Here is a 19,377-nt window from a genome sequence, read left to right as displayed (position 1 = left end):
AACGGTGTGCCGCGGGCCCGAACTTCGTACATCACGACTCCGCCTTCGACGTTGGACGGCGGCGGATCGGGCGCCGTTTGCTGCCATTAACGCGGACCCCGAAGTGACGCGCTATCTCTTGGGGCCGATAGGTGCTGACGCCAGCGACGCTATCATCGAGCGGATCGAGGCGGGCTTTGAGAAAAACGGGTTCGGCTTTTGGGCTGTCGACTATGTGGGTGTGGCGCCCTTGATCGGTATGGTCGGGATCTCATACCCGGGTTTCACCGCCCATTTTACGCCCTGCGTAGAGATAGGCTGGCGGCTGGCCAGGCGCTATTGGCGGCAAGGCCTGGCCAGCGAGGCGGCGCGGGCGGCCCTGGCCTTCGGCTTTAACGAGTTGGGGCTATCCGAGATCGTGGCCTTCACCGCGGCCTTGAACGAGCCCTCGCAGGGGCTGATGCGGCATCTGGGCATGCGCCGTGATCCCAAGGACGATTTTGCCATGCCTATGGTGCCCGAAGGGCATCCCCTGCGGCCGCACCGGCTGTTTCGGCTGGCTAATCCCTCAATCCATGAGGATGGTTGAGCCGTCGGGCCGTTTGAAGCGGGCGCTGAGCGCGGGTGCTGGTCCTGCCTCGATCGTGACCGCATCATCGAAATCTAGGGCATTGAGTTCAGAGCGCAACCAGGCCGGATCGGGATGATGGAGGATGATCTCCTCGAGCCTGACGCCAAGGTCGGCCAGGCCCGGCGCCGGGTGGACGTTGGCTGGCCATTCGATGAGGACCGGCGTGGCGGGCGCACCCTCGTTCAGGCCGGTCGGATGCAAGCCGAATTTCCAGGAGAGCGAGTCGCGGCGAAAATCGGCCGGCTGGCCGAACCGGCCGCCGGCCGCGGCAAGGCGCATCGCCAGCTCGTCGGTGCGCGCTACCCAGGCGATCAAGCGCGGGCGCTCGGCCAGGCGGCTGGCAAGTGCCGGGTCGTCCATGCCGAACCAGCGCGGCGCATCGGCGGCGGGTGCGCCGGGCTCGATGGCTAGGATCTCGAAATAGACATTGTTGGGGCCCAGGCTCATGACGGCGTTGTGCGTCAGCATCGCCTCGTGGCGGCCGCCGCGCGGGACCTGGACGCCCAACTGCGATTCGACGTAGGCGATGCCCTGTTCGAGGCTTGAGGCCCCGACGACGAGGTGATCGAGTTCAGTCGCCATAAGCGGCTCCTCAGTTGGCGCTAGGCAGGATCCCCTCGAGTGCTTCCAAGACCTCGGCCGGCTTGTCGGCATGCACCCAGTGGCCGGCATCGGCGATCGTCTTGATGGTGGCCTTGGGGAACAGATCCAGGATTACCGCGCGCTGTTGCTCCTGGACATAGGCGGATTTGCCGCCGACGAGAAAAAGGCAAGGTTCGGTAAAGCTTGCTCCGGCGGGCGGTGTGAAGCCCAGTATGTCGTCCAGACCCGCTTGGAGGGCCGAGAGGTCGGGAAGCCAGCGCATCGCACCGGGCGCGCCCTCGATGTTGGAGGCCAGGAAGGCGCGGATGCGCGGGTCGGGATCGACCTCGGCCAGGGCCACCTCGATGTCGGCGCGGCGGGAAAAACCGGCGGGGTCGATCTTTGCCATGGCGCTCAGATAATGCGCGAATTCCCGGTGCTTGTAGGTGACCGGCGCGACGTCGATGACGACCAGGCGATCCACGCGCTCGGGAGCCGTCAGCGCCAGCATCATGGCGACCTTGCCACCCATGCTGTGGCCGATGACCGAGGCCCTGCCGCCCGACTTGACGATCAGGGCCGCGAGGTCGCCGGCCATGGCTTCGTAGGTCATGAGGGGATCGTGCGGGCTGTGGCCGTGATTGCGCAGGTCGACGGCGAGGACGCGACGCCCATGCGCCAGGCGCTTGGCGATCGCTTGCCAGTTGCGGCCCTGGCCGAGCAGCCCGTGCAGGATCGACGTCAGCGGCAGCCCCGGATCGTCGGGCCCGAAGGCCCGGCTCGCGAGTTCGACGGTCATTCGGCGGCGACGCGCACGTCCGGGGCCCCATTCTGGCGCAGGCGGCTGCGTTCATGGTCCAGCATGTAGTCGCGAGTCAGGGGCAGGGTGCTGCGCTCCCGGGTCATCTGGATCTGGAAATTCATGCCGTCCTGGGCGCGAAAGAAGCCTTCGGCCCCGGCGAGGTAGAAATCCCACATGCGTACGAAGCGCTCGTCGTAGAGCGCTTTGACCTTGTCCTCGTTCTGGTGGAATTTCTGCCGCCAGAGGCGCAGCGTCTCGGCATAATGCAGCCGCAAGATCTCGACGTCGGTGATCCAAAGGCCCAGGCGCTCGATCGAGGGTACAACCTCCGAGAGGGCCGGTATGTAGCCGCCGGGGAAGATGTGCTTCCTGATCCAGTGACTGGTGAAACCCGGTCCAGCGGCCCGGCCGATCGAGTGGATGACGGCGACGCCGTCATCCTTGAGGAGGTCCCTGGTCTTGCTGAAAAAAGTGGGGAAGTCGCTGATGCCCACATGCTCGAGCATGCCGACCGAGACGACGCGATCGAAGCGGCCCTCTGCGTCGCGATAATCCTGGTGCAGGAAGCGGGCCCGCTTCTCGAGGCCAAGTGCGCGGGCGCGGTCGTTCGCCCAGCGGCACTGCTCGATCGAGAGCGTTACGCCGGTGACCTCGACGTCGTAGTTGCGGGCGAGGAAGAGGCCGAGCGTGCCCCAGCCGCAGCCGAGATCGATGACCGAGTGGCCGGGTTTGAGGGCGAGCTTCGAGGCCAGATGCAACTCCTTGTTCCGCTGCGCCTCCTCGATCGTCTCTCGGCCGGTCGGGAAATAGGCCATCGTGTAGGACCGCTCCTCGTCGAGGAACAGCTCGTAGAGCGCGCCCGAAAGATCGTAGTGCCGGCTGATATTGTTCTGCGCAGCGCGCTTGGAATTCCAACTGTGGAAACGCCGCAACAATCGGTCGAGAAAGGACTTTGCGCCGGCCACGCCGCCGAAATTCCAGTTGATGCGCTGGCTGTTCTCGAAGGCGATCATGATGAAATCGAGAAGATCGCCCTCCTCAATCGTGAGCCGGCCATCCATATAGGCATCGCCCACGGTCGGATCGGGGCGGAGCAGGATTTCACGCTCCAGCGCCTTGTCGTGCAGCCTGATCGTCGCCTTGGGGCCACCTTCGCCTTGAAAGCGGTGCGTGGCGCCTTCGGCATCGATCACGGTCAAATCGCCGATCTTGATAAGCCGGCGCAACATTGGATCCAGTAACATCGAGCCTCTCAGGAGACGACGCTTGCATCGTCGTCGCAACAAAGAACGGTTCACCAAGCGCGCCCACGATTGCGCGCCGAACATGAAGAACGCCCGCCACAAACATGCGGCATCGTCAAGGCGAGTGCGTGCAACACTCCTTCTCAAGGGATTCTAATTGATGTTTTTGTGGCACCAAAGCGGTTCTCAACCACTTTTGGATCAGCCTGATCTGGTGTGTGCCGTCCAGATAGTGTTGCTTAAGGAATTATTGCCTGGCGACACATGCCTGCGGCCTGCCAGATCGCTGTGGTCAAGAATTGTAGCACCAGTCTGAAGGCGCGAAAAAAAAGATGGCTATTCAGTACCGTCTCCTCATCGTCGACGATGACGAGCCTTTCCGTGCCGAACTCGCAGGCCAGCTTGCCTTGACGGAAGGGTTCGCAGTCGACCAGGCCGGCAGCTGTGCCGAGGCGCGCGACCTCATGCGCGATCCCTATGACGGCATTGTCGTCGATGTGGGTCTGCCCGATGGCGACGGCCGCGACCTTTGCCGCGAACTCCGTCAGACGGGAATCAAGGCCCCTATCATCATGTTGACCGGGCATGACGGCGACGCCGACCAGATTGAAGGGCTCGATAGCGGCGCCAACGACTATATTACCAAGCCCGTCAGGCTGGGGGTATTGATGGCGAGGCTGCGCGCCCAGCTTCGTCAATTCGAGCTCTCCGACGATGCGAGCTTCGAGATTGGTCCCTACAGCTTCCGGCCGGCCGCCAAGATGCTGACCCAGGGCAGCAAGCGGATCCATCTCACCGAGAAGGAGACCGCGATCTTGAAATATCTCTACCGGGCGGGCGATCGCGCGGTGAAGCGCGAGACGCTCCTGGGCGAGGTCTGGGGCTATAATGCCGGCGTGACCACCCATACGCTCGAAACGCACGTCTACCGGCTGCGGCAGAAGATCGAGCCCGTGGCCGGGACGGTGACAATTCTGGTGACCGAGCCTGACGGCTATCGGCTGGTGCGCACCCCGAAGGGCTAGGGCGGCAAAGGGGTCACCTGCGTCGGCGCCTGCCAATCGGGACGACGCTGCGGGTTCAATGTGGGAGATTGGCCGGACTTCGCACTCGTCGCCCGTGGCCCTGGCGTTAAGCCATGGGGCATGGGCCTTTCGAGGTGCCAGCCGCTAGAAGAGTGGGATCCTAGCGCCGGCAACGGGCTAAGTTCGCCGCTTGTAATTAGGAACAATTTCCTATAACATTCCTGTATGACTTGGTCCTCGAGCAGTTGCGGCATGCGGCACTACACCTTCAGGCGACGCGGTGATCGCCGGCGCATGGCCGTGCGGCTGGCGGCTGGCGCGACACCGGCCGAGGTGGGCGCTATCGAACGGGCCGAGCCGCATGCGATAAGTGCCCTTTTGCGTGACCGTGGCTTTGCCAACCTCGTCAGCCATTATCGCGCCATGCTGGCCTTGCCGGCGGCCGAGCGTCTGGCCCGTTTGGCGGAATTGGCCATGGAGATGCTGGAACTGGCCGTGGCGGGAGGTGATCTTCGCGCCGTCACGTTCGTGCTGGGCGCGGTAAGGGCTGGGCAGCATCCGGCGACGGAACTGGCCGAAGCGGTTGCCGGCGAGATGAGGGCCATGGCCGCCGATCCGCCGCCGATCCGGCGCCCGCCATCGGCCAAGGTGCTGGAGCGCCGATGGCGGCGCCAGCAGGATGCGGATGTCGCCGAGGCGGCAAGGCTCGCGCCTTACGCGCCGGCCATGGGAGCGGTTCCGGAGGGACCAGATCCTTTTCTCGAGATGGAGGAGCGGCAGGGCCAGGGTGAATTCGGCTGGTGGGCCGGCACCTGCGCCTCGCCCGAGCTCGCATGCAGCGTGATCCGCCGGGCGGCGCGCCGCGAGGCGAGCGTGCTCGGCCAGGCGGCCCGTCGCCTGCGCGATCTCGTCATGAACGAGGCAGAGCGGATCGGAACGGCGGAAGGCTGCGATCTTGCTTTGCTCGACGCCGTGGCACGACGGGCGCAGACCGATCCTGAGGGCGGTTTTGCGGCCGCCAGGCGACTTGAAGCCTTGCGGCGCCAGGCACGGGAAGGCCGGCCAGTCGACCTCAATGCGGCAGCTTGGCCGCCCGATCTGCGGGCAGGGCTGTCGACCGCACTGGGTCGGGCGGGTCGGCCGCCCTGAGTCATGGCGGCTTCGAGCTACATGCTCCTGGCAGGCGGGCAGACCGCGGTCGTCCGAGGTGCTTGACTCTTATCAAGGCTTATAGAACAAAAGGAGAACATTAACCGGGCATTCGCCGGGATATTCCTCTTCCATGAGGCTGGAGCCTATGTCGACAGAGTCGTTCCATGATCGCTTCGCCGGTCATGACCGTCCTTCGGGTCATGACCATGCTGCCAATGCCAAAGAGAGGGATGGATGCGGACAGGCCGTCGACCTCGAGGGTTTGAAGGCGCGGATTCGTGCCATCGAAGGCGGCGGCGGCGTGGCCCACCGTGTGGATGGACGGCCGGTGGCGAGGCTGGGCGCGCCGATCGACCGGGCGCTCCCTTGGAACGGGCTGCCGACCATGGCGCTGCACGAGGTGGCGGGGCCGTCGGCGACCGCCGTTACGGCCGGCATGGCGCGCCGCTTCCTGGATCGCAAGGGTGCCCTGGTCTGGTGCCGCAGCGACGGGCTGGCGCGGCTGCAGGGCGAGCTCTATGGGCCGGGCCTGCGGCCCTACGGGATCGATCCGGCAAGGCTCATCCATATCCGTGCACGGGACGCCGAGGAGACGTTCTGGGCGGCGTCGATGGCGATGCGCTCGCAGGCGGTGGCGTGCACGGTCGTCGAGACGGAGGCGTTCGATCTGGTGACGAGTCGAAGGCTGCAGATAGCCCTGGAATCAGGCGGTGGGGCCGGGCTGGTTTTGCGGCATGGTGCGCTGGAGAGCGCGCCCAATGCAGCGTTGACGCGATTTTGGGCCGAGCCGATGCCGAGGGCGATCCTGGCGGCGGACGATCCGGCTCCTTGGCGGTTGCGGCCGCGCGGGCCGTCCTTCCGGCTCTCTTTGTGGCGGGCCAAAGGTGCCCAGCCGAGCTTTTGGACGGTAAGCTGGAATGAGCGGACCCTGGCTTTCGATCTGGCTTCGCCATTGGTCCCTGGAGCTGTGGCAAAGGCGGCGGAGGACGGGCAAAGCTTCGCTCGCACTTGAAGGCACGCCGGGCGAGCCTGCGCCTTTTGTCCTCGTAGCCCCCGAGGCGGGCATGCCGGTCCTGCGGGCGGTGGATGCCGGCGCGCGGGCGGCGGGGCTGCGGCCCGGTATGCGGCTGGCCGATGCCTACGGGCTCTGCCCGGCGCTGGTTAGCGCCGAGGCCGACCTGCAGGTCGAGCGGGAAGGATTGGAGGCCCTGGCGCGCTGGTGCCAGCGCTGGTCGCCTATCGTCGTGGCGGATGCGGCGATCGAGGCCCGCGAGGAAGGCGGCGGTGCCAGCCTGCTCCTCGACATGGCGGGCTGTCTGCATCTCTTTGGCGGTGCGCGCGCCTTGCTCTGGCAGGTTCAAGATGTTCTGGCACGGCGGGGCCTGACGACGCGGGTCGCCCTGGCGGCCGATCCCCTGGCCGCCTGGGCCTGGGCGCGTTTCGGTGCTGGTGATCGCCGGATCCTGAAGACCGCCGATCCGCGGCTGCAGCATCTGCCACTGGCGGCCTTGCGGTTGCAGCCCAGGACCGGGCGGGCCCTGCACCGGCTGGGCTTTCACCGGCTGGCACAGGTCATGGCGATGCCGCGCGCGGCTTTGGCGCGGCGCTACGGGGCGGACATCGTGCACCGGCTGGATCAGCTCGAAGGTCGGCGACCCTGGCCGCTGCGGCCGGTGGCCGAGACGTTCGCTCTGGCCGAGGCCAGGAATTTTGCCCAGCCGATCGGGCGGACGGAGGATATCGAGGCGGTGGCGCTGGGGCTTTTGGAGCTTCTCTGCCAGCGGCTCGAGCATGCCGAACAGGGGGCCTTGCGGCTGGTGCTGGTGTTGACCCGGCCACACGGCCAGGCGAAACGGCTGGAGATCGGGCTCGGCCGGCCGACGCGGGAGCTGGCGCATCTGCGCCGCCTCCTGCGGTTACGACTGGAGGACCTGCTGCTGCGCTCGGAGGAGGGTATCGAGAGGCTGGAACTCCAGATCATGGAGATGATGCCGCTCAAGCCCGCGCAGACCGGAGGGACCGGCGAGAGTGTGGACAGGTCGGCCGATCTGGCGCGCCTGGCCGATCAACTGGAGCTCAGGCTGGGGGCTGACCGGGTGGTGCGGCTCGAGCCTGTGGCCAGCCACGTGCCAGAGCGGGCGGTGCGGCAGCGGCGGCTGGCGGAGCCTGCGACGGCGACCGCCTGGCCTCCTCTTTCGCCGCGGCCGCTTCGGCTGTTAGCCGCCCGCCCAAGGCCTGAGGCGCTGGGCCTGCGGCCGGAAGAGGTGGGGATTTTGGAGGGGCCGGAGCGAATCCTGCCCGAATGGTGGCGGCCGGAGGACGCGACGGCGCCTCCCAGGGACTATGTCGTGGCGATCCTGCGCGACGGGCGCCGCTTCTGGCTTTGTCGCGAGGATGCGAGCCAAAGCCTCGCCTGGGGGGGCTGGGTGGTGCATGGCCGCTTCGACTGAGGACGGCCCGGCGCCGAGCGAAGAAACTGAGATCGGCCAGCCGGCGGGCAAAGAAAAAGGGTGCTTGATGAAAAGCACCCTTGATCGCCGCGACGAGAGTTCCGTCCTCGTGCCGTCGTGGCCCGGTGCCGCCCATGAGCGGTTCCAGGCCACGACGGCCGCAAGGATCAGCGGCGACGGATTTCCACGCGACGATTGGCCTGCTCGGGCGTGTTGTCCTTGGTGGGTACGGCCAGACGGGTCTCGCCGAAGCCCTGGATGGTCAGGCGGTTGGCCGTGACACCCTGCTTTTCAAGGTAGCCGGCGACGGACTGGGCGCGACGCACCGAGAGGCGCTGATTATAGGCCGCCGAGCCGGCCGTGTCGGTGAAGCCCCAGACGAAGACCTGGGTGCTGGTGTCCTCGACCAGCATCTTGGCGACGTCGTTCAGGACCGGCAGGGCGTCGGAGCGGATCTTCGACTTGTCGAAGTCGAAAAACACGTCGGCGTTCAGCGAGACAACCTCGGGGAACTCGGACTTCTGGGTCTCGATCTGCTCGAGAGCCGCCAGGAAGGCATCGCGGCAATAGGCGATGTCCTTGGGCTGGAAGTTCTCGCGCTGCTGCTCGACCCAGCAATTGAACTTGGCGAGCGCGCGGGCGGCCGCGTCGGGCTTGCTGGTGGTCGAGCCGTTGGCAAGCGCCGTCACGAGGCGCGCACGGGCCGAGGAGAGCTCGTCCACTTTGTCGGCGGGAAGCTGCCACTCGCTAAGGACGAAAGGCTCGTAGGTGCCGCCAGCCGCGACGTTCTTGGCCTGATCGGAGTAGATGATAGTGCTCCGCCAGTCCTGCATCTTGTCATGCTCGTAGGCGGCGTTCTCCATGGTCTCCTTGTAGAGAGCCTCATTATAGGCGCCACCCGAGACCGAACTGCCGGCCGCCGTCGCTTCCTTGTAGTCGCGGTCGGCGGGAAACTGCATGCCCCACTTGCCGAACAGGTTGGTGTAGCCCGGCGGCTGGCTGCCGCAAGCAGCAAGGAGCGTCAGCGCGCTCATCACCGAGACGGTGGACAGAAGCTTCTTCATCGCAGCAGAGCTCCCCTCTTTCAAAGCGAGGTTATAAAGATCACAGGACAAGGCCCCCTCAATCGCGACTCGAATTCAAGCCGGACGATCGACTCCATGCATGGCCTGTCGATTTTCGCCTCAAGGGCGAAAGTCTGTCGAAGGCATGGCGTCGGCTCTTTCAATACAATCGACCTTCGTCGGTTTCCGAGCGGGCAATCATTCAGCAGTCCACCTCAAGGCCCGCGAGGACCACGCGATGGGTCTGCCGTCCCGCCTCATGTGCGAGGTTTAATCTTGCGCGGCAAGCCAAGTTCCACGTGGAGTGGATGGAAAAGCACCGGCCTGTTGCCTGAACGCGCCAATAGAACGTGGCAAAGGTGTGCGCGAAGACCTTGGCGGTCAGGTATTCGCGGTCTTGTCCAGCGCCGGAAACAATGTGACCAGCTCGAGCCACTCCCGTTTAGTCATGCCCACATCCGAAAATGTGACATTCGTGTCACCGGCCAGATGACGGCGCAGCAATTCCTGCGCGTTGGACGAGAGGACGGCCGCGTCCTTGCGATAGTTCGCAAAGGCCGCGTAGGTCAGCGGGACCCAAGCCTGCAGGATCTCGATCAGGCGGTCGGCATAGGCCCTGATCTCGTACTGCGCGTGGCCATCGGCGCGCAGGCGGGTGAAATGCAAGAGGTTGTGAAGATCGATCTTCCAATACCACTGGGTGTAGGTATTGAGCGGCAGCACCATGCGCGCAAGTTCGCGGGCGATGCCGAAGCCCTCGACGCCGCCTTCGCCATCCTCGCCCAGGAGCTTCTCGTAGGCCGTGAAACTGCTCTCGGAGACGCGCTTGATGTTGCGCAGGACCTGGGCCGCTGCCTCGCTCTCAAGAACTGCTTCGCGACCCTGCTTGTTGGTGGTCGATTGCTGGGCCGTGTGCTCGGGCGTAGCGGCGTCCAGGGCACCGAAGAGGCCGGCTTGGTTGCTCTGCTGCTGGCGCTCGACTTGCATGAGCTTCATGAACTTCCGGTCGGGCACGTAAAACTCGCGATCCAGGACCGAATAGCGCGCCGAGTACTCGTTGACGTTGGCGGTGCGGTGGCGGATCCACTGCCGGGCTACGAAGATCGGCAGCTTCACGTGCAGCTTGATTTCGCACATCTCGAAGGGCGAGGTGTGGTGACGACGCATGAGATAGTTAATGAGCGCTTTGTCATTGCTCACCTGTTTGGTGCCGCGGCCGTAACTGACGCGGGCAGCCTGTACGATGCCGGGATCGTCGCCCATATAGTCGATGACGCGGATGAAACCGTGGTCGAGGACGGGCAGAGGTTTGTAGAGCAGTGCCTCGAGGGCTGGGACGGTGGCGCGCCTGGTCTCCTGGCTCTCCGCGCGGAGCGCGTCGATCTCGGCCTCTTTTTGCGCGTCCAACGCCATGATTATCTCCGGTTGTGAGAAATGAGCAATGCGGCCCTTCTACTAGGCCATCGCGAGGCCGGACGTCGAGAGTTGGATAGCCTGACGCCCCATGCGGTACCACGGCCGTTGCATGCACCTCGGAACCGCTTATATTCAAAGACGCCGGTAGCTCCGGCTATGGCGATAAACGCCGTTCAGAATAAGCGTTACGGACCCGGGGGCAGAGCCCGGCGCCTCCACCATCCTTGACTGAGGCCGAGGTGATTGCTCGGCTGGGACCGAGGGGGCGAATTAGGATCGACGTGCGTGGTAAAGGGACGGCTTTTGCCCGGCATGGTTCCGCCGTTATCGGGCCGAATACAAGTGCCAACGATAACCGTTCGGTCACCGCTCTCGCTGCCTAATCAGCAGTGAAAAGCGCGGCTCGGGGGGCGCCGGGCAACAGAAGCCCCCCACTCGTTGCCGAACCCTCATGGCCGTGACCGGCCCAGGGCTTGGATGTCGCAGAAGGGATGGCGCCTCCTCGTCGATGCCGACATGGGGGCCGTTGTCAGCAGCTAAAGGTGGTTCGGCCGGGATGTCGAAGCGGCAACTCGAATATGGACGGCTGGTGGAGCAAGCGCTCAGGACCGTGGTGCGCGACGTGCTGCAGCGCGTGGCCGCCGAGGGCATGGTCGGCTCGCATCATTTCTACATCACCTTCCGCACGGGCGATCCTGGTGTCGACATCGCCGACTATCTCAAGGAGCGCTATCCGGGCGAGATGACCATCGTCCTTCAATACCAGTTCTGGGAGCTGGAAGTGGACGACGAGGGCTTTGCCGTCACGCTCAGCTTCAACAACCAGCCCGAGCGCCTTCGCATCCCCTTCAGCGCCATCAAGGTCTTCGCCGACCCCGGGGCCGAGTTTGGCCTGCAATTCACGATCGAGCCCGACCAACAGGTCGTGAGCCTGCCAACTGCTCCGCGTGATGCGATCGTTCATGGGTTCAAGGACGGCGCGCCGCCGAGCGCCGATACGGCCGACGAGAAAAACGAGGCCGAGGAGAACGAGGGGGCGCCAGACGACGGCGCTAAGGTCGTGGCCCTCGACCGGTTCCGCAAGAAATAGTCGGCTCGCTCGGGGGGCGGCATGCCCCAGGTGGGCGCCCGATCATCGCCTGGGGCGATTGACAAGCCTTCCGCATGCGTCATTTGTCCGCAGCCAGCGGGGTGAGCCCGCGCTTGAGGCGAAGCGGAGAGAGGCGATGAGCGAGAAGCCCGCGGAGACGCGCACCGAGACCGACACGTTCGGTCCGATCGAGGTCGAGGCGTCACGCTATTGGGGCGCGCAGACGCAGCGCTCCTTGCAGAACTTCAAGATCGGCGGCGACCGGATGCCTCTACCGCTGGTCCATGCACTGGGCCTCGTGAAGCTGGCGGCGGCGCGCGTCAATGTCCGGACTGGCCAACTCGATGCGAAGGTCGGTGAGGCGATCGAGACCGCCGCCCGTCAGGTGGCCGACGGCGAACTCGACGAGCACTTCCCACTGGTGGTCTGGCAGACAGGCTCCGGCACACAGACCAACATGAACGCCAACGAGGTCATCGCCAACCGGGCGAACGAGCTTTTGGGCGCGCCGCGAGGCAGCAAGACGCCGGTTCATCCCAACGACCACGTCAATCGCGGCCAGTCCTCCAACGACACCTTCCCGACCGCCATGCACGTGGCCGCCGCCCAGGAGGTGGCGACCAATCTCATCCCGGCCTTGCAGGAACTGAAGGACGCGCTGGAGGCCAAGGCCGCCGAGTTCGCGTCCATCATCAAGATCGGCCGGACCCACACGCAGGATGCGACGCCCCTGACTCTCGGCGATGAGTTCAGCGGCTATGCCACCCAGCTGGCCTACGGAATCGAACGGGTCGAGGCGGCGATGCCGCGCATCCTGCAGCTAGCACAGGGCGGCACGGCGGTCGGCACCGGCCTCAACGCCAAGAAGGGCTTCGCCGAGGCGTTCGCCGCCGAGATGGAGGCCCTGACGGGCCTGGCCTTCGTCACGGCTCCCAACAAGTTCGAGGCACTGGCCGCCAACGACGCGCTGGTCCAGCTCTCCGGTGCTCTCAATACCATCGCGGCCTCACTCATGAAGGTCGCCAACGACATCCGCTTTTTGGGCTCCGGGCCGCGATGCGGCCTTGGCGAATTGAAGCTGCCGGAGAACGAGCCCGGCTCCTCGATCATGCCGGGCAAGGTCAACCCGACCCAGTGCGAGGCCCTGACGATGCTCGCAGCCCAGGTCATGGGCAACCATGTGGCCGTGACGGTGGCCGGCGCCAACGGCCATTTCGAGCTTAACGTCTTCAAGCCGGTCATCATCCACAACGTCCTCCACTCCATTCGCCTGATCGCCGATGGCTGCCGGAGCTTCGTCGAGAACTGCGTCAGCGGGATCGAAGCGGACAGGGAGCGGATCGAGAAATTGCTGCATGAGAGCCTCATGCTGGTGACCGCGCTTAATCCCAAGATCGGCTATGACAATGCCGCCAAGGTCGCCAAGAAGGCGCATAAAGAGGGGACGACCCTCCAGGCGGCCGCCATGGCGCTGGGCCTTTTGACGGCCGAGGAGTTCAAGGAATGGGTGCGGCCGGAAAAGATGCTGGGCCCCTCCGACTGAATCCGCGGGAGCGCCTATTGCAGGTAGGCGCTCCTGGGCGTTCCGCTCACCTCGCGATCTCCCAGCTTCAGATCGAGGAGCCAGGCCGGCAGGTCGATTCGGGCCGAGAGCGGCAAAGGCGGTTCCCCGCCCAGCGCCAGGCCGCCTTCCTGCAGGCTGAGAATGCCCCGGTTGAGCAGGATGCCGCCGACGAGCCCGCCATAGGAAACGGGTGCCTCCGGACCCAGGAGGAGCGTGCCATCCACGCCGTCCACGTGCCCCTTGCCCTCGGTACTGGCGACGAGGGCTGCCAGCGTCGGGCCTTTTGCCTTGAGGCTCATGTCGAGGTCGATGCGGCCGGCAAGGGCCTCCGTCAGGTCGGCCGAGGCCAGAAGCGAGCGTGCCTCGACGGCGCGAAGCCGCAGATCGGCCGCGAGCGCAAGTCCGGCACCGTCGTCCGGCGTCACCTGGAAACCGCCGCCCAGGCGACCCTCCATGAGCGGCACGTCCATGCCCTCGATCGCCAGCCCCTCGGGGCCAAGCCGCAGCGTCTTGATGCTGGCGACGCCGTCGAGACCGAGCGCCAGCACAGGCAGGTCCTCCCAATCGACCGTCAAGGTGCTGGTCGGCCAGCTTCCCAGCCATGCTGCGGCCGGGCCGGTCGGCAGGGACGTCGATGCCGCCGCCAGCCGCAGCATCTGCGGTCCCGCCGGACCCAGGTCGACAAGATCGAGGCCGCCGGTGACGGTCAGGCGCCCTTGGTCGTCTTCCTCGAGCCTGAGCGGCGCATGGCTGACAAGACGGGTCGGTTCGGTCATCGGCCCAAGGGTCAGCGACGTCTCCAGGCTCCGGCCTGAACCGGTCTCGGACGGAGTCACAGCGAGATTGGCCTCCAGCGGCGCCGTCGCCAGCACATTGCCTGGCCCGAGTGCTGCGACAGGCGCGCCGAACTCGTCCAGCAGGATTGCCGCCGTAGGGGCACGAAGCGCCAGGTTCAGTCGCGCACGCCCAAGATCGGCCAGGGCATCCGCCTCGGCGGAGATATCTGCCTGCCAGCCGGCAGGACCGCTAGAGCTTTGTCCACCCGCAAGCGTCAGGCGAATCGCCCCGCCATCCTGACGAAGCGAGCCACGAAAGGCGAGGGCGCTGGCGCGTACCAGGAGGTCCGCCAGCCGGTCCCGGCCGAAGGCAGCGGCCAGGCGGGCAGGCCGGTCGACCGCCAGGCTGACCGCCTGGGCGCCATCCGCCTCCGGCGTGCCGATGGCAAGATGCAGTCCGGCCGCGTCCTCGATCGTCAGCGCGCTAAGCTCCTGCTGTCCCTTGATCCCGTCGATCACCAGGTGGACCCGGCCGAGGCCGATTGAATCCAGGCTTGCTCGGTCGATCGAAAGGTCGAGGCCGAAGCCGGCCGGTGCTGATTGCAGGAGGGACCGATAGAAGGCGAAATCCAGCCGGTCGAGTGCGGCCTGCAGGTTGAGCGTGCCCGGCTGACCAAATCGCCATTCGAGCCGACCGCTGCCCTGGGCGGCATCCAGCCGCAGGCGCGCGCCCTCGACGACGGCGTGCTCGGAGTCCGCCTCAATGGCGCCTTCGATGGAGGCAATGCGCAGCCGACCCTCTGGCAGCCCCGGCAGCTTCAGTCCCTGCCAGTCCAAAAGTGCAGGCAGATCCGCCGTGGCCAAAGTCACCCGCCCTTGCAGTTGGCGATCCTTCAACGTGCCGGCGAGGTCCAACCGGCTATTGCCAGGCAGCGTTGCGCTCATGCCCTCCAGCGTCAGCGTGCCATTGGGCGTCCAGGCAAAGCCCGTCTTGACTTCGCGCAGGGTCTGGCCACCCCAGGCAAGGTCGGTCACGCGCAAGGTGCCTTGTGCCGGTATCGCGGCCAATGCCCGGCCAATCGGCCCCGCCTGAATGTGCCGCAAGGGCGCGCCAGCAGCCAAGTCCGGTCGTGCCGCCTCGAGATCGACCGAAAGTCCGCCATCGCTCCAGGCGCGACCTAGACTGCCCGTCATGCTGGTGCCAGCCAGGGCCAAGGCCATGTCACTCAGGCGCCAGCCCGCTGGGTCCATGGAGAAATGCGCCTTCAGGCGCGTATCTACGGTCGGGAAGTCGGCGGCAGCCCAGGAGTCGTCCAGGAGCGGCTCTAGCAAGACGACGAGAGCCGCAAGGTCCGGGGCTCTCCCATCCAGGTCGAGCTCGGCGCCGAGGCCCGACGGCTGCGCCGTGGCGCTGCCGCTAAATCGCATGTCGAGGCGGTCACCCGACGCCCGCAGCCGGCCGCGAAAGGGTATGGGAACGCCGGGGGCGACGCGTAGCACGCTCGAAACCTCGGCATCCAGTTGCTGCCCCGCCAGCGCCCCGCTCATCCTGGCCTCGATCGCACCTGTGGCCCGGTCCAGCCACAAATCGCCAACGATCGAATCCAAGAGGAATTGGCGTTCGGCCAGATCGGCATTCTCGCTTTGCGCCTCGTTGTTGCCGGGCACGTCGCCGACATTGAGGGCCAGGGGTGCCCGGATCTGCCCATCCTCGATCGTCACGCGGTCGACATCGTCTGTCCTGGCAATCGTGTCGGCAAGCGAGCGCAGCAGGTCGAGCGGCGCCAATTGGCCGAGCTCGAGATCCGGCCGCTGCACGGTCAGTCGTTCGATGCCGATGCGGCCCTGCAGCAAGGGCAGAAGCGAGAGATGCAGGTCGACGCGCGGTGCCTCGAGCTCGATCGGCGCGCCCGATTCCAGCGTCGTTGTCCAGCGCACGTCATGCAGCGAGAGGACAGGCGTCGGCAGGAGGCGCAAGGACAGGCCATGCTCGATGGTCAGGTCCTGGCCAAAGCGTGCCTGGACCCGCGCTTGCACGATATCGCGGATGGCGTCCTTGTCGATCACCAGAGGCAGGGCCGCGATCCCGCAGGCGGCGAGGCCAAGAAGCAGGCCGAGGCACCAGAGGAACGTTCTCACGCGCGTGGATGGGCCTTGGCGAAGACCGCTTGCAGGCGGCTGCCGTCGACGGCCGTATAGATCTGGGTGGTCGACAGGCTCTTGTGACCTAGGAGTTCCTGGATCGCGCGAAGATCCGTGCCGGCACTGAGCAGGTGAGTTGCGAAACTATGGCGAAGCGCATGCGGAGTCGCCGTCTCGGGCAGGTCCAGATGCTGCCTCAGGCGGCGCATCTGGGCTTGCACCAGGGAAGGCTGGAGGCGACCGCCGCGAGCCCCGACGAAAAGCGGGCCATCTGCCGGCAGGACGAAGGGGCAGCTCGCAAGATATTGCGCGATCGCGGCGGCGATCACCGGCAGGATCGGGACGATGCGCTCCTTTTGCCCCTTGCCGACGACCCTGAGCTCGACCAGGGCCGTGGGATCGACGCCCACGGCCCGCCGATCGAGGCCGATCGCCTCGCCGATGCGCAACCCCGCGCCATAGAGAAGGACCAGGACCGCCCGGTCCCGATCGGCGATCCAGCCCGTAGCGCCAAGATCGCCCGCCATCTCCGTCACCGCGATCGCCTGCGAGGCTGCGAGCGGCCGCGGCAGCGGCCGGCGGAAACTGGCAGTGCGGATTGCCTTCAAGGAGGGATTGTGCAGCCCGTGGCGCTTGTCCATCCAGGCGAAGAAGCCGCGCACGCCGGCCATCGAGCGCGCCGTCGAGCTCTTGGCCAGCCCCTCATTGTGCCGCTTTGCCAGCCAGGCGCGAAAATCGGCCGGTCGCAACGCCATCAGCGACGCCACGCTGACCTCCTCGGCCAGATGCTCCTGCATGAAGCCGACGAAATCGGCGAGGTCACTTTGGTAGGCCGCGAGCGTGCGGGGCGAGAGCCGTCGTTCATGCCGCAGGCTGTCCAGCCAGGCCTTTGCCAGCTGGGCCAGATCGTCGGCGGCATGCAAAAGCAGCAAAGGAATTTCCTCTCATTAAGACAAGGAGGTTCCTGAAGGGTTAGCGGATCGTCGGGGTCGACGGAAGCGCGAACGGCGGGCAGGGTTGCGCGATGGTGGTACGAGCGTGGCGATTTGGTCGCCCTTTGCGCGCCTTGGCTGTGTGCATGGGGAGCGGTCACAGCCAAAGATCGGCCAGCATACCCTAGGTCAAGGCCGGTCCCGCATGGTATCGCCAGCACGTCATTGCCTGGAGAGAGAATGGCGTTCCCGGTACCCGTCATCGTTCCGGTCCTGCTGCCTTTGCCGCTCGATCAGCCCTACGACTATCTTCTCGCCAACGGAGATGCGCCGTCGCCTGGCAGCTTCGTCGTCGTACCTTTCGGTCCGCGGGAGTTGCTGGGCATCGTCTGGTCCAGGCGCAGCCCGCGTCCGGTGGCTACCGCCAGGCTTAAAAGCGTCCAGACGGTGCTGGACACACCGCCCTTGCCACCGACGCTCCTTGCTTTCATGCAGACGGTGGCGGACCACACGCTGACCCCCTTGGGTCAGGTATTGCGGCTCGCCATCGCCTCGACGAGTGCGCTGGCCCCCGCACCCTTGAAGCTCGCCTACCGGCGTGGTCCCGCGCCCATGCCCGTCAAGCCCAGCATCGTGACAGCACGCGTCCTGGCGGCAGTCGGCGAGGTTCCGGGCGAGGCGCCGATCGTGGCAGCCGAGCTCGGCAAGCGCGCCAAGGCCTCGGCGGCGGCCTTGCGCCAGCTGGCCCTGGACGGTCTCCTGCAAGCGGTCGAGGTCGACACCGACGGTGGGCCGGCGTCGCCCGACCCCGAGCGGCCGCCTTTGGCCCTGGATCCGCAGCAAGAGGTAGCGGCGGCCGAGCTCGTGGCGATGGTCGAGGCCAAGAGCGGCGTGGCGCTCCTGGACGGCGTGCCCGGCTCGGGCAAGACGGAAGTCTATTTCGAGGCGGTGGCGGCCGCTCTCAGGGCCGGGCGCAAGGTCCTGGTGCTTCTGCCCGAGATCGCGCTGAGCGCGCAGTGGCTGGAGCGTTTCGTCCGCCGCTTCGGCGAGGTGCCGGTCGCCTGGCATTCGGGCCTGACTTCGGCGCAGCGACGCGATCGCTGGCGCTGGATCGCGCGCGGCCAGGCGAAGGTCGTCGTCGGCGCCCGCTCGGCCTTGTTCCTGCCCCTCACCGACCTCGGCCTCATCGTCGTCGACGAGGAGCACGACCAGAGCTTCAAACAGGAGGAGGGCGGCATCTACCACGCCCGCGACATGGCGATCCGCCGGGCGGCGATCGAGGGATGCCCGATCGTGCTGGCCAGCGCCACGCCCTCGCTGGAGACGATCCTTGCGGCCGGTCTCGGTGGCCACGTGGAGCCCGAGGCGAATTGGCGGCATCTGCACCTGCCGGCCCGCCACGGTACCGCGCCCGCGGCCGCCCTGGAACTGATCGATCTGCGGCGCCAGCGACCGCCGCGCGGCGCTTTTCTCTCAGTCCGCTTGCGCCAGGCCCTCCAGGATACGCTCGAGCGCGATGGGCAGTCGCTCCTTTTCCTCAATCGTCGCGGCTACGCGCCCTTGGCGCTCTGCCGCGCCTGCGGCCACCGCTTCCGCTGCCCCAATTGTTCGGCCTGGCTGACGGCTCACCGCCTGCGGCGGCGGCTGCAATGTCATCATTGCGGCTATGGCATGCCCGAGCCGGCGCATTGTCCTTCCTGCGGCACGGTGGATTCGCTGGCGCTTTCGGGCCCCGGCGTCGAGCGGGTCGCCGAGGAGGTGCGCCAGCTGCTGCCCGAGGCCCGCATCGCCGTCATGACGAGCGACACCGTCGGCACGGCCAATGCCGCCGAGGCTCTGGTGGCGGCCATGGCCGCCCGCGAAGTGGACATTCTGATCGGCACGCAGATGGTGGCCAAGGGCCATCATTTTCCCGATCTCTTGACCGTGGGTGTCATCGATGCCGATCTGGGCCTGGCCGGCGGCGACCTTCGCGCCTCGGAGCGTACCTTCCAGCTCCTTTACCAAGTGGCGGGCAGGGCCGGACGCGAGGCCCGGGCCGGCCGTGTTCTCGTCCAGACCCATGTCCCTGACCATCCCGTCCTCCAGGCGCTGGCGTCTGGCGACCGCGACCGCTTCCTTCAAGTCGAGCTGGCCGAGCGCCAGGAGGCGGGCATGCCGCCCTTGGGCCGCCTTGCCGCGTTGATCCTTTCAGGTCCCGAACGACCCCTGGTGGAAAAGGCCGCGCGTGAGCTGGCGCGGGCGGCACCCTTTGATCCCGACATCCGGGTCTTGGGGCCGGCCCAGGCGCCGATAGCGCTCCTGCGCGGTCGGTGGCGCGAGCGCCTGCTCGTCAAGGCGTCGGCCGAGGTCGACCTGCAGGCCTATCTCCGCGGCTGGCTGGGCGCGCAGAAATTCTCCTCCAAGGTCATGCTGACCGTCGACATTGACCCCCAGAGCTTCTTTTAGCCGGTAGGTCAGGCCAAAGAAGGGCGACCGTGTGCCCAGCCGTCATCGCCCGGTCGCCGCGAGGGCGCCGGGGCAGCGGC

General features: G+C 66.4%; 15 protein-coding genes and 1 other RNA gene. 9 read left to right on the top strand and 7 right to left on the bottom strand.

Features of this window, described 5'->3' with window-relative positions; all coding sequences use genetic code 11:
* Positions 1-4: 4 nt before the first annotated feature.
* Complete coding sequence (locus CFB17_RS04010; RefSeq protein WP_088560100.1) at positions 5-568, top strand: GNAT family N-acetyltransferase; 564 nt, start codon at positions 5-7, stop codon at positions 566-568.
* Here the strand turns inward: CFB17_RS04010 and CFB17_RS04005 are convergent.
* The 3 genes from CFB17_RS04005 to CFB17_RS03995 are packed head-to-tail and all read right to left on the bottom strand — an operon-like array spanning position 548 to position 3,238.
* Complete coding sequence (locus tag CFB17_RS04005; protein WP_165769412.1) at positions 548-1,192, bottom strand: VOC family protein; 645 nt, start codon at positions 1,190-1,192, stop codon at positions 548-550. The genes CFB17_RS04010 and CFB17_RS04005 overlap by 21 nt on opposite strands.
* A gap of 10 nt (positions 1,193-1,202) precedes the next feature.
* Entirely contained in the window at positions 1,203-1,991 is a 789-nt protein-coding gene (locus CFB17_RS04000; RefSeq protein WP_088560099.1) for an alpha/beta fold hydrolase, read from the bottom strand.
* Positions 1,988-3,238 (bottom strand): SAM-dependent methyltransferase, encoded by a 1,251-nt coding sequence (locus CFB17_RS03995; protein WP_088560098.1) that lies wholly within the window; start codon positions 3,236-3,238, stop codon positions 1,988-1,990. The genes CFB17_RS04000 and CFB17_RS03995 overlap by 4 nt, the downstream gene beginning before the upstream one ends.
* 332 nt (positions 3,239-3,570) lie before the next feature.
* Between CFB17_RS03995 and CFB17_RS03990 the strand changes: the two genes are divergently transcribed.
* From CFB17_RS03990 to CFB17_RS03975, 4 genes are all read left to right on the top strand, one after another.
* The gene (locus tag CFB17_RS03990) at positions 3,571-4,263 is read left to right on the top strand and encodes a response regulator transcription factor (protein WP_088560097.1); all 693 of its coding nucleotides are present in this window, start codon (positions 3,571-3,573) and stop codon (positions 4,261-4,263) included.
* 252 nt (positions 4,264-4,515) lie between these two features.
* Entirely contained in the window at positions 4,516-5,412 is an 897-nt protein-coding gene (locus CFB17_RS03985) for a hypothetical protein (protein ID WP_088560096.1), read from the top strand.
* A gap of 148 nt (positions 5,413-5,560) precedes the next feature.
* Positions 5,561-6,427: an ImuA family protein gene (locus CFB17_RS03980; RefSeq protein WP_088560095.1), complete on the top strand. Its 867-nt coding sequence runs from the start codon at positions 5,561-5,563 to the stop codon at positions 6,425-6,427.
* Positions 6,333-7,865 carry a Y-family DNA polymerase gene (locus CFB17_RS03975; RefSeq protein ID WP_088560094.1) on the top strand — a complete coding sequence of 511 codons (1,533 nt, stop codon included), beginning with the start codon at positions 6,333-6,335 and terminating at the stop codon, positions 7,863-7,865. Before CFB17_RS03980 ends, CFB17_RS03975 begins: the two co-directional genes overlap by 95 nt.
* Positions 7,866-8,032: 167 nt before the next feature.
* On the opposite strand, the gene CFB17_RS03970 is transcribed toward CFB17_RS03975, so the two are convergent.
* Complete coding sequence (locus CFB17_RS03970; RefSeq protein WP_088560093.1) at positions 8,033-8,929, bottom strand: OmpA family protein; 897 nt, start codon at positions 8,927-8,929, stop codon at positions 8,033-8,035.
* A 381-nt stretch (positions 8,930-9,310) separates the two neighbouring features.
* Positions 9,311-10,342, bottom strand: coding sequence for an FAD-dependent thymidylate synthase (gene thyX, locus CFB17_RS03965; RefSeq protein ID WP_088560092.1), 1,032 nt, complete (start codon positions 10,340-10,342; stop codon positions 9,311-9,313).
* Between the two features lie 104 nt (positions 10,343-10,446).
* On the opposite strand from thyX, the gene ssrA reads away from it, so the two are divergent.
* The 3 genes from ssrA (at position 10,447) to fumC (ending at position 12,978) form a co-directional block, all read left to right on the top strand.
* Positions 10,447-10,781: a transfer-messenger RNA gene (gene ssrA, locus CFB17_RS03960) on the top strand.
* A 120-nt stretch (positions 10,782-10,901) separates the two neighbouring features.
* Complete coding sequence (locus CFB17_RS03955) at positions 10,902-11,435, top strand: SspB family protein (RefSeq protein ID WP_088560091.1); 534 nt, start codon at positions 10,902-10,904, stop codon at positions 11,433-11,435.
* A gap of 136 nt (positions 11,436-11,571) precedes the next feature.
* Positions 11,572-12,978 (top strand): class II fumarate hydratase, encoded by a 1,407-nt coding sequence (gene fumC, locus CFB17_RS03950; protein WP_088560090.1) that lies wholly within the window; start codon positions 11,572-11,574, stop codon positions 12,976-12,978.
* A gap of 14 nt (positions 12,979-12,992) precedes the next feature.
* Here fumC and CFB17_RS03945 read toward each other — a convergent pair whose 3' ends face one another.
* Positions 12,993-15,914 carry an AsmA family protein gene (locus tag CFB17_RS03945; RefSeq protein WP_088560089.1) on the bottom strand — a complete coding sequence of 974 codons (2,922 nt, stop codon included), beginning with the start codon at positions 15,912-15,914 and terminating at the stop codon, positions 12,993-12,995.
* Positions 15,911-16,849, bottom strand: coding sequence for a tyrosine recombinase XerC (locus CFB17_RS03940; protein WP_243389716.1), 939 nt, complete (start codon positions 16,847-16,849; stop codon positions 15,911-15,913). Before CFB17_RS03940 ends, CFB17_RS03945 begins: the two co-directional genes overlap by 4 nt.
* Before the next feature lie 240 nt (positions 16,850-17,089).
* Here CFB17_RS03940 and CFB17_RS03935 point away from each other — a divergent pair, with 240 nt between their 5' ends.
* The gene (locus tag CFB17_RS03935) at positions 17,090-19,297 is read left to right on the top strand and encodes a primosomal protein N' (protein ID WP_088560087.1); all 2,208 of its coding nucleotides are present in this window, start codon (positions 17,090-17,092) and stop codon (positions 19,295-19,297) included.
* The last annotated feature ends 80 nt before the right edge of the window (positions 19,298-19,377 follow it).

It is taken from the genome of Arboricoccus pini (assembly GCF_900187945.1).
Lineage (GTDB): Bacteria > Pseudomonadota > Alphaproteobacteria > Geminicoccales > Geminicoccaceae > Arboricoccus > Arboricoccus pini.
This window is presented reverse-complemented; position numbering and strand designations above follow the sequence as displayed.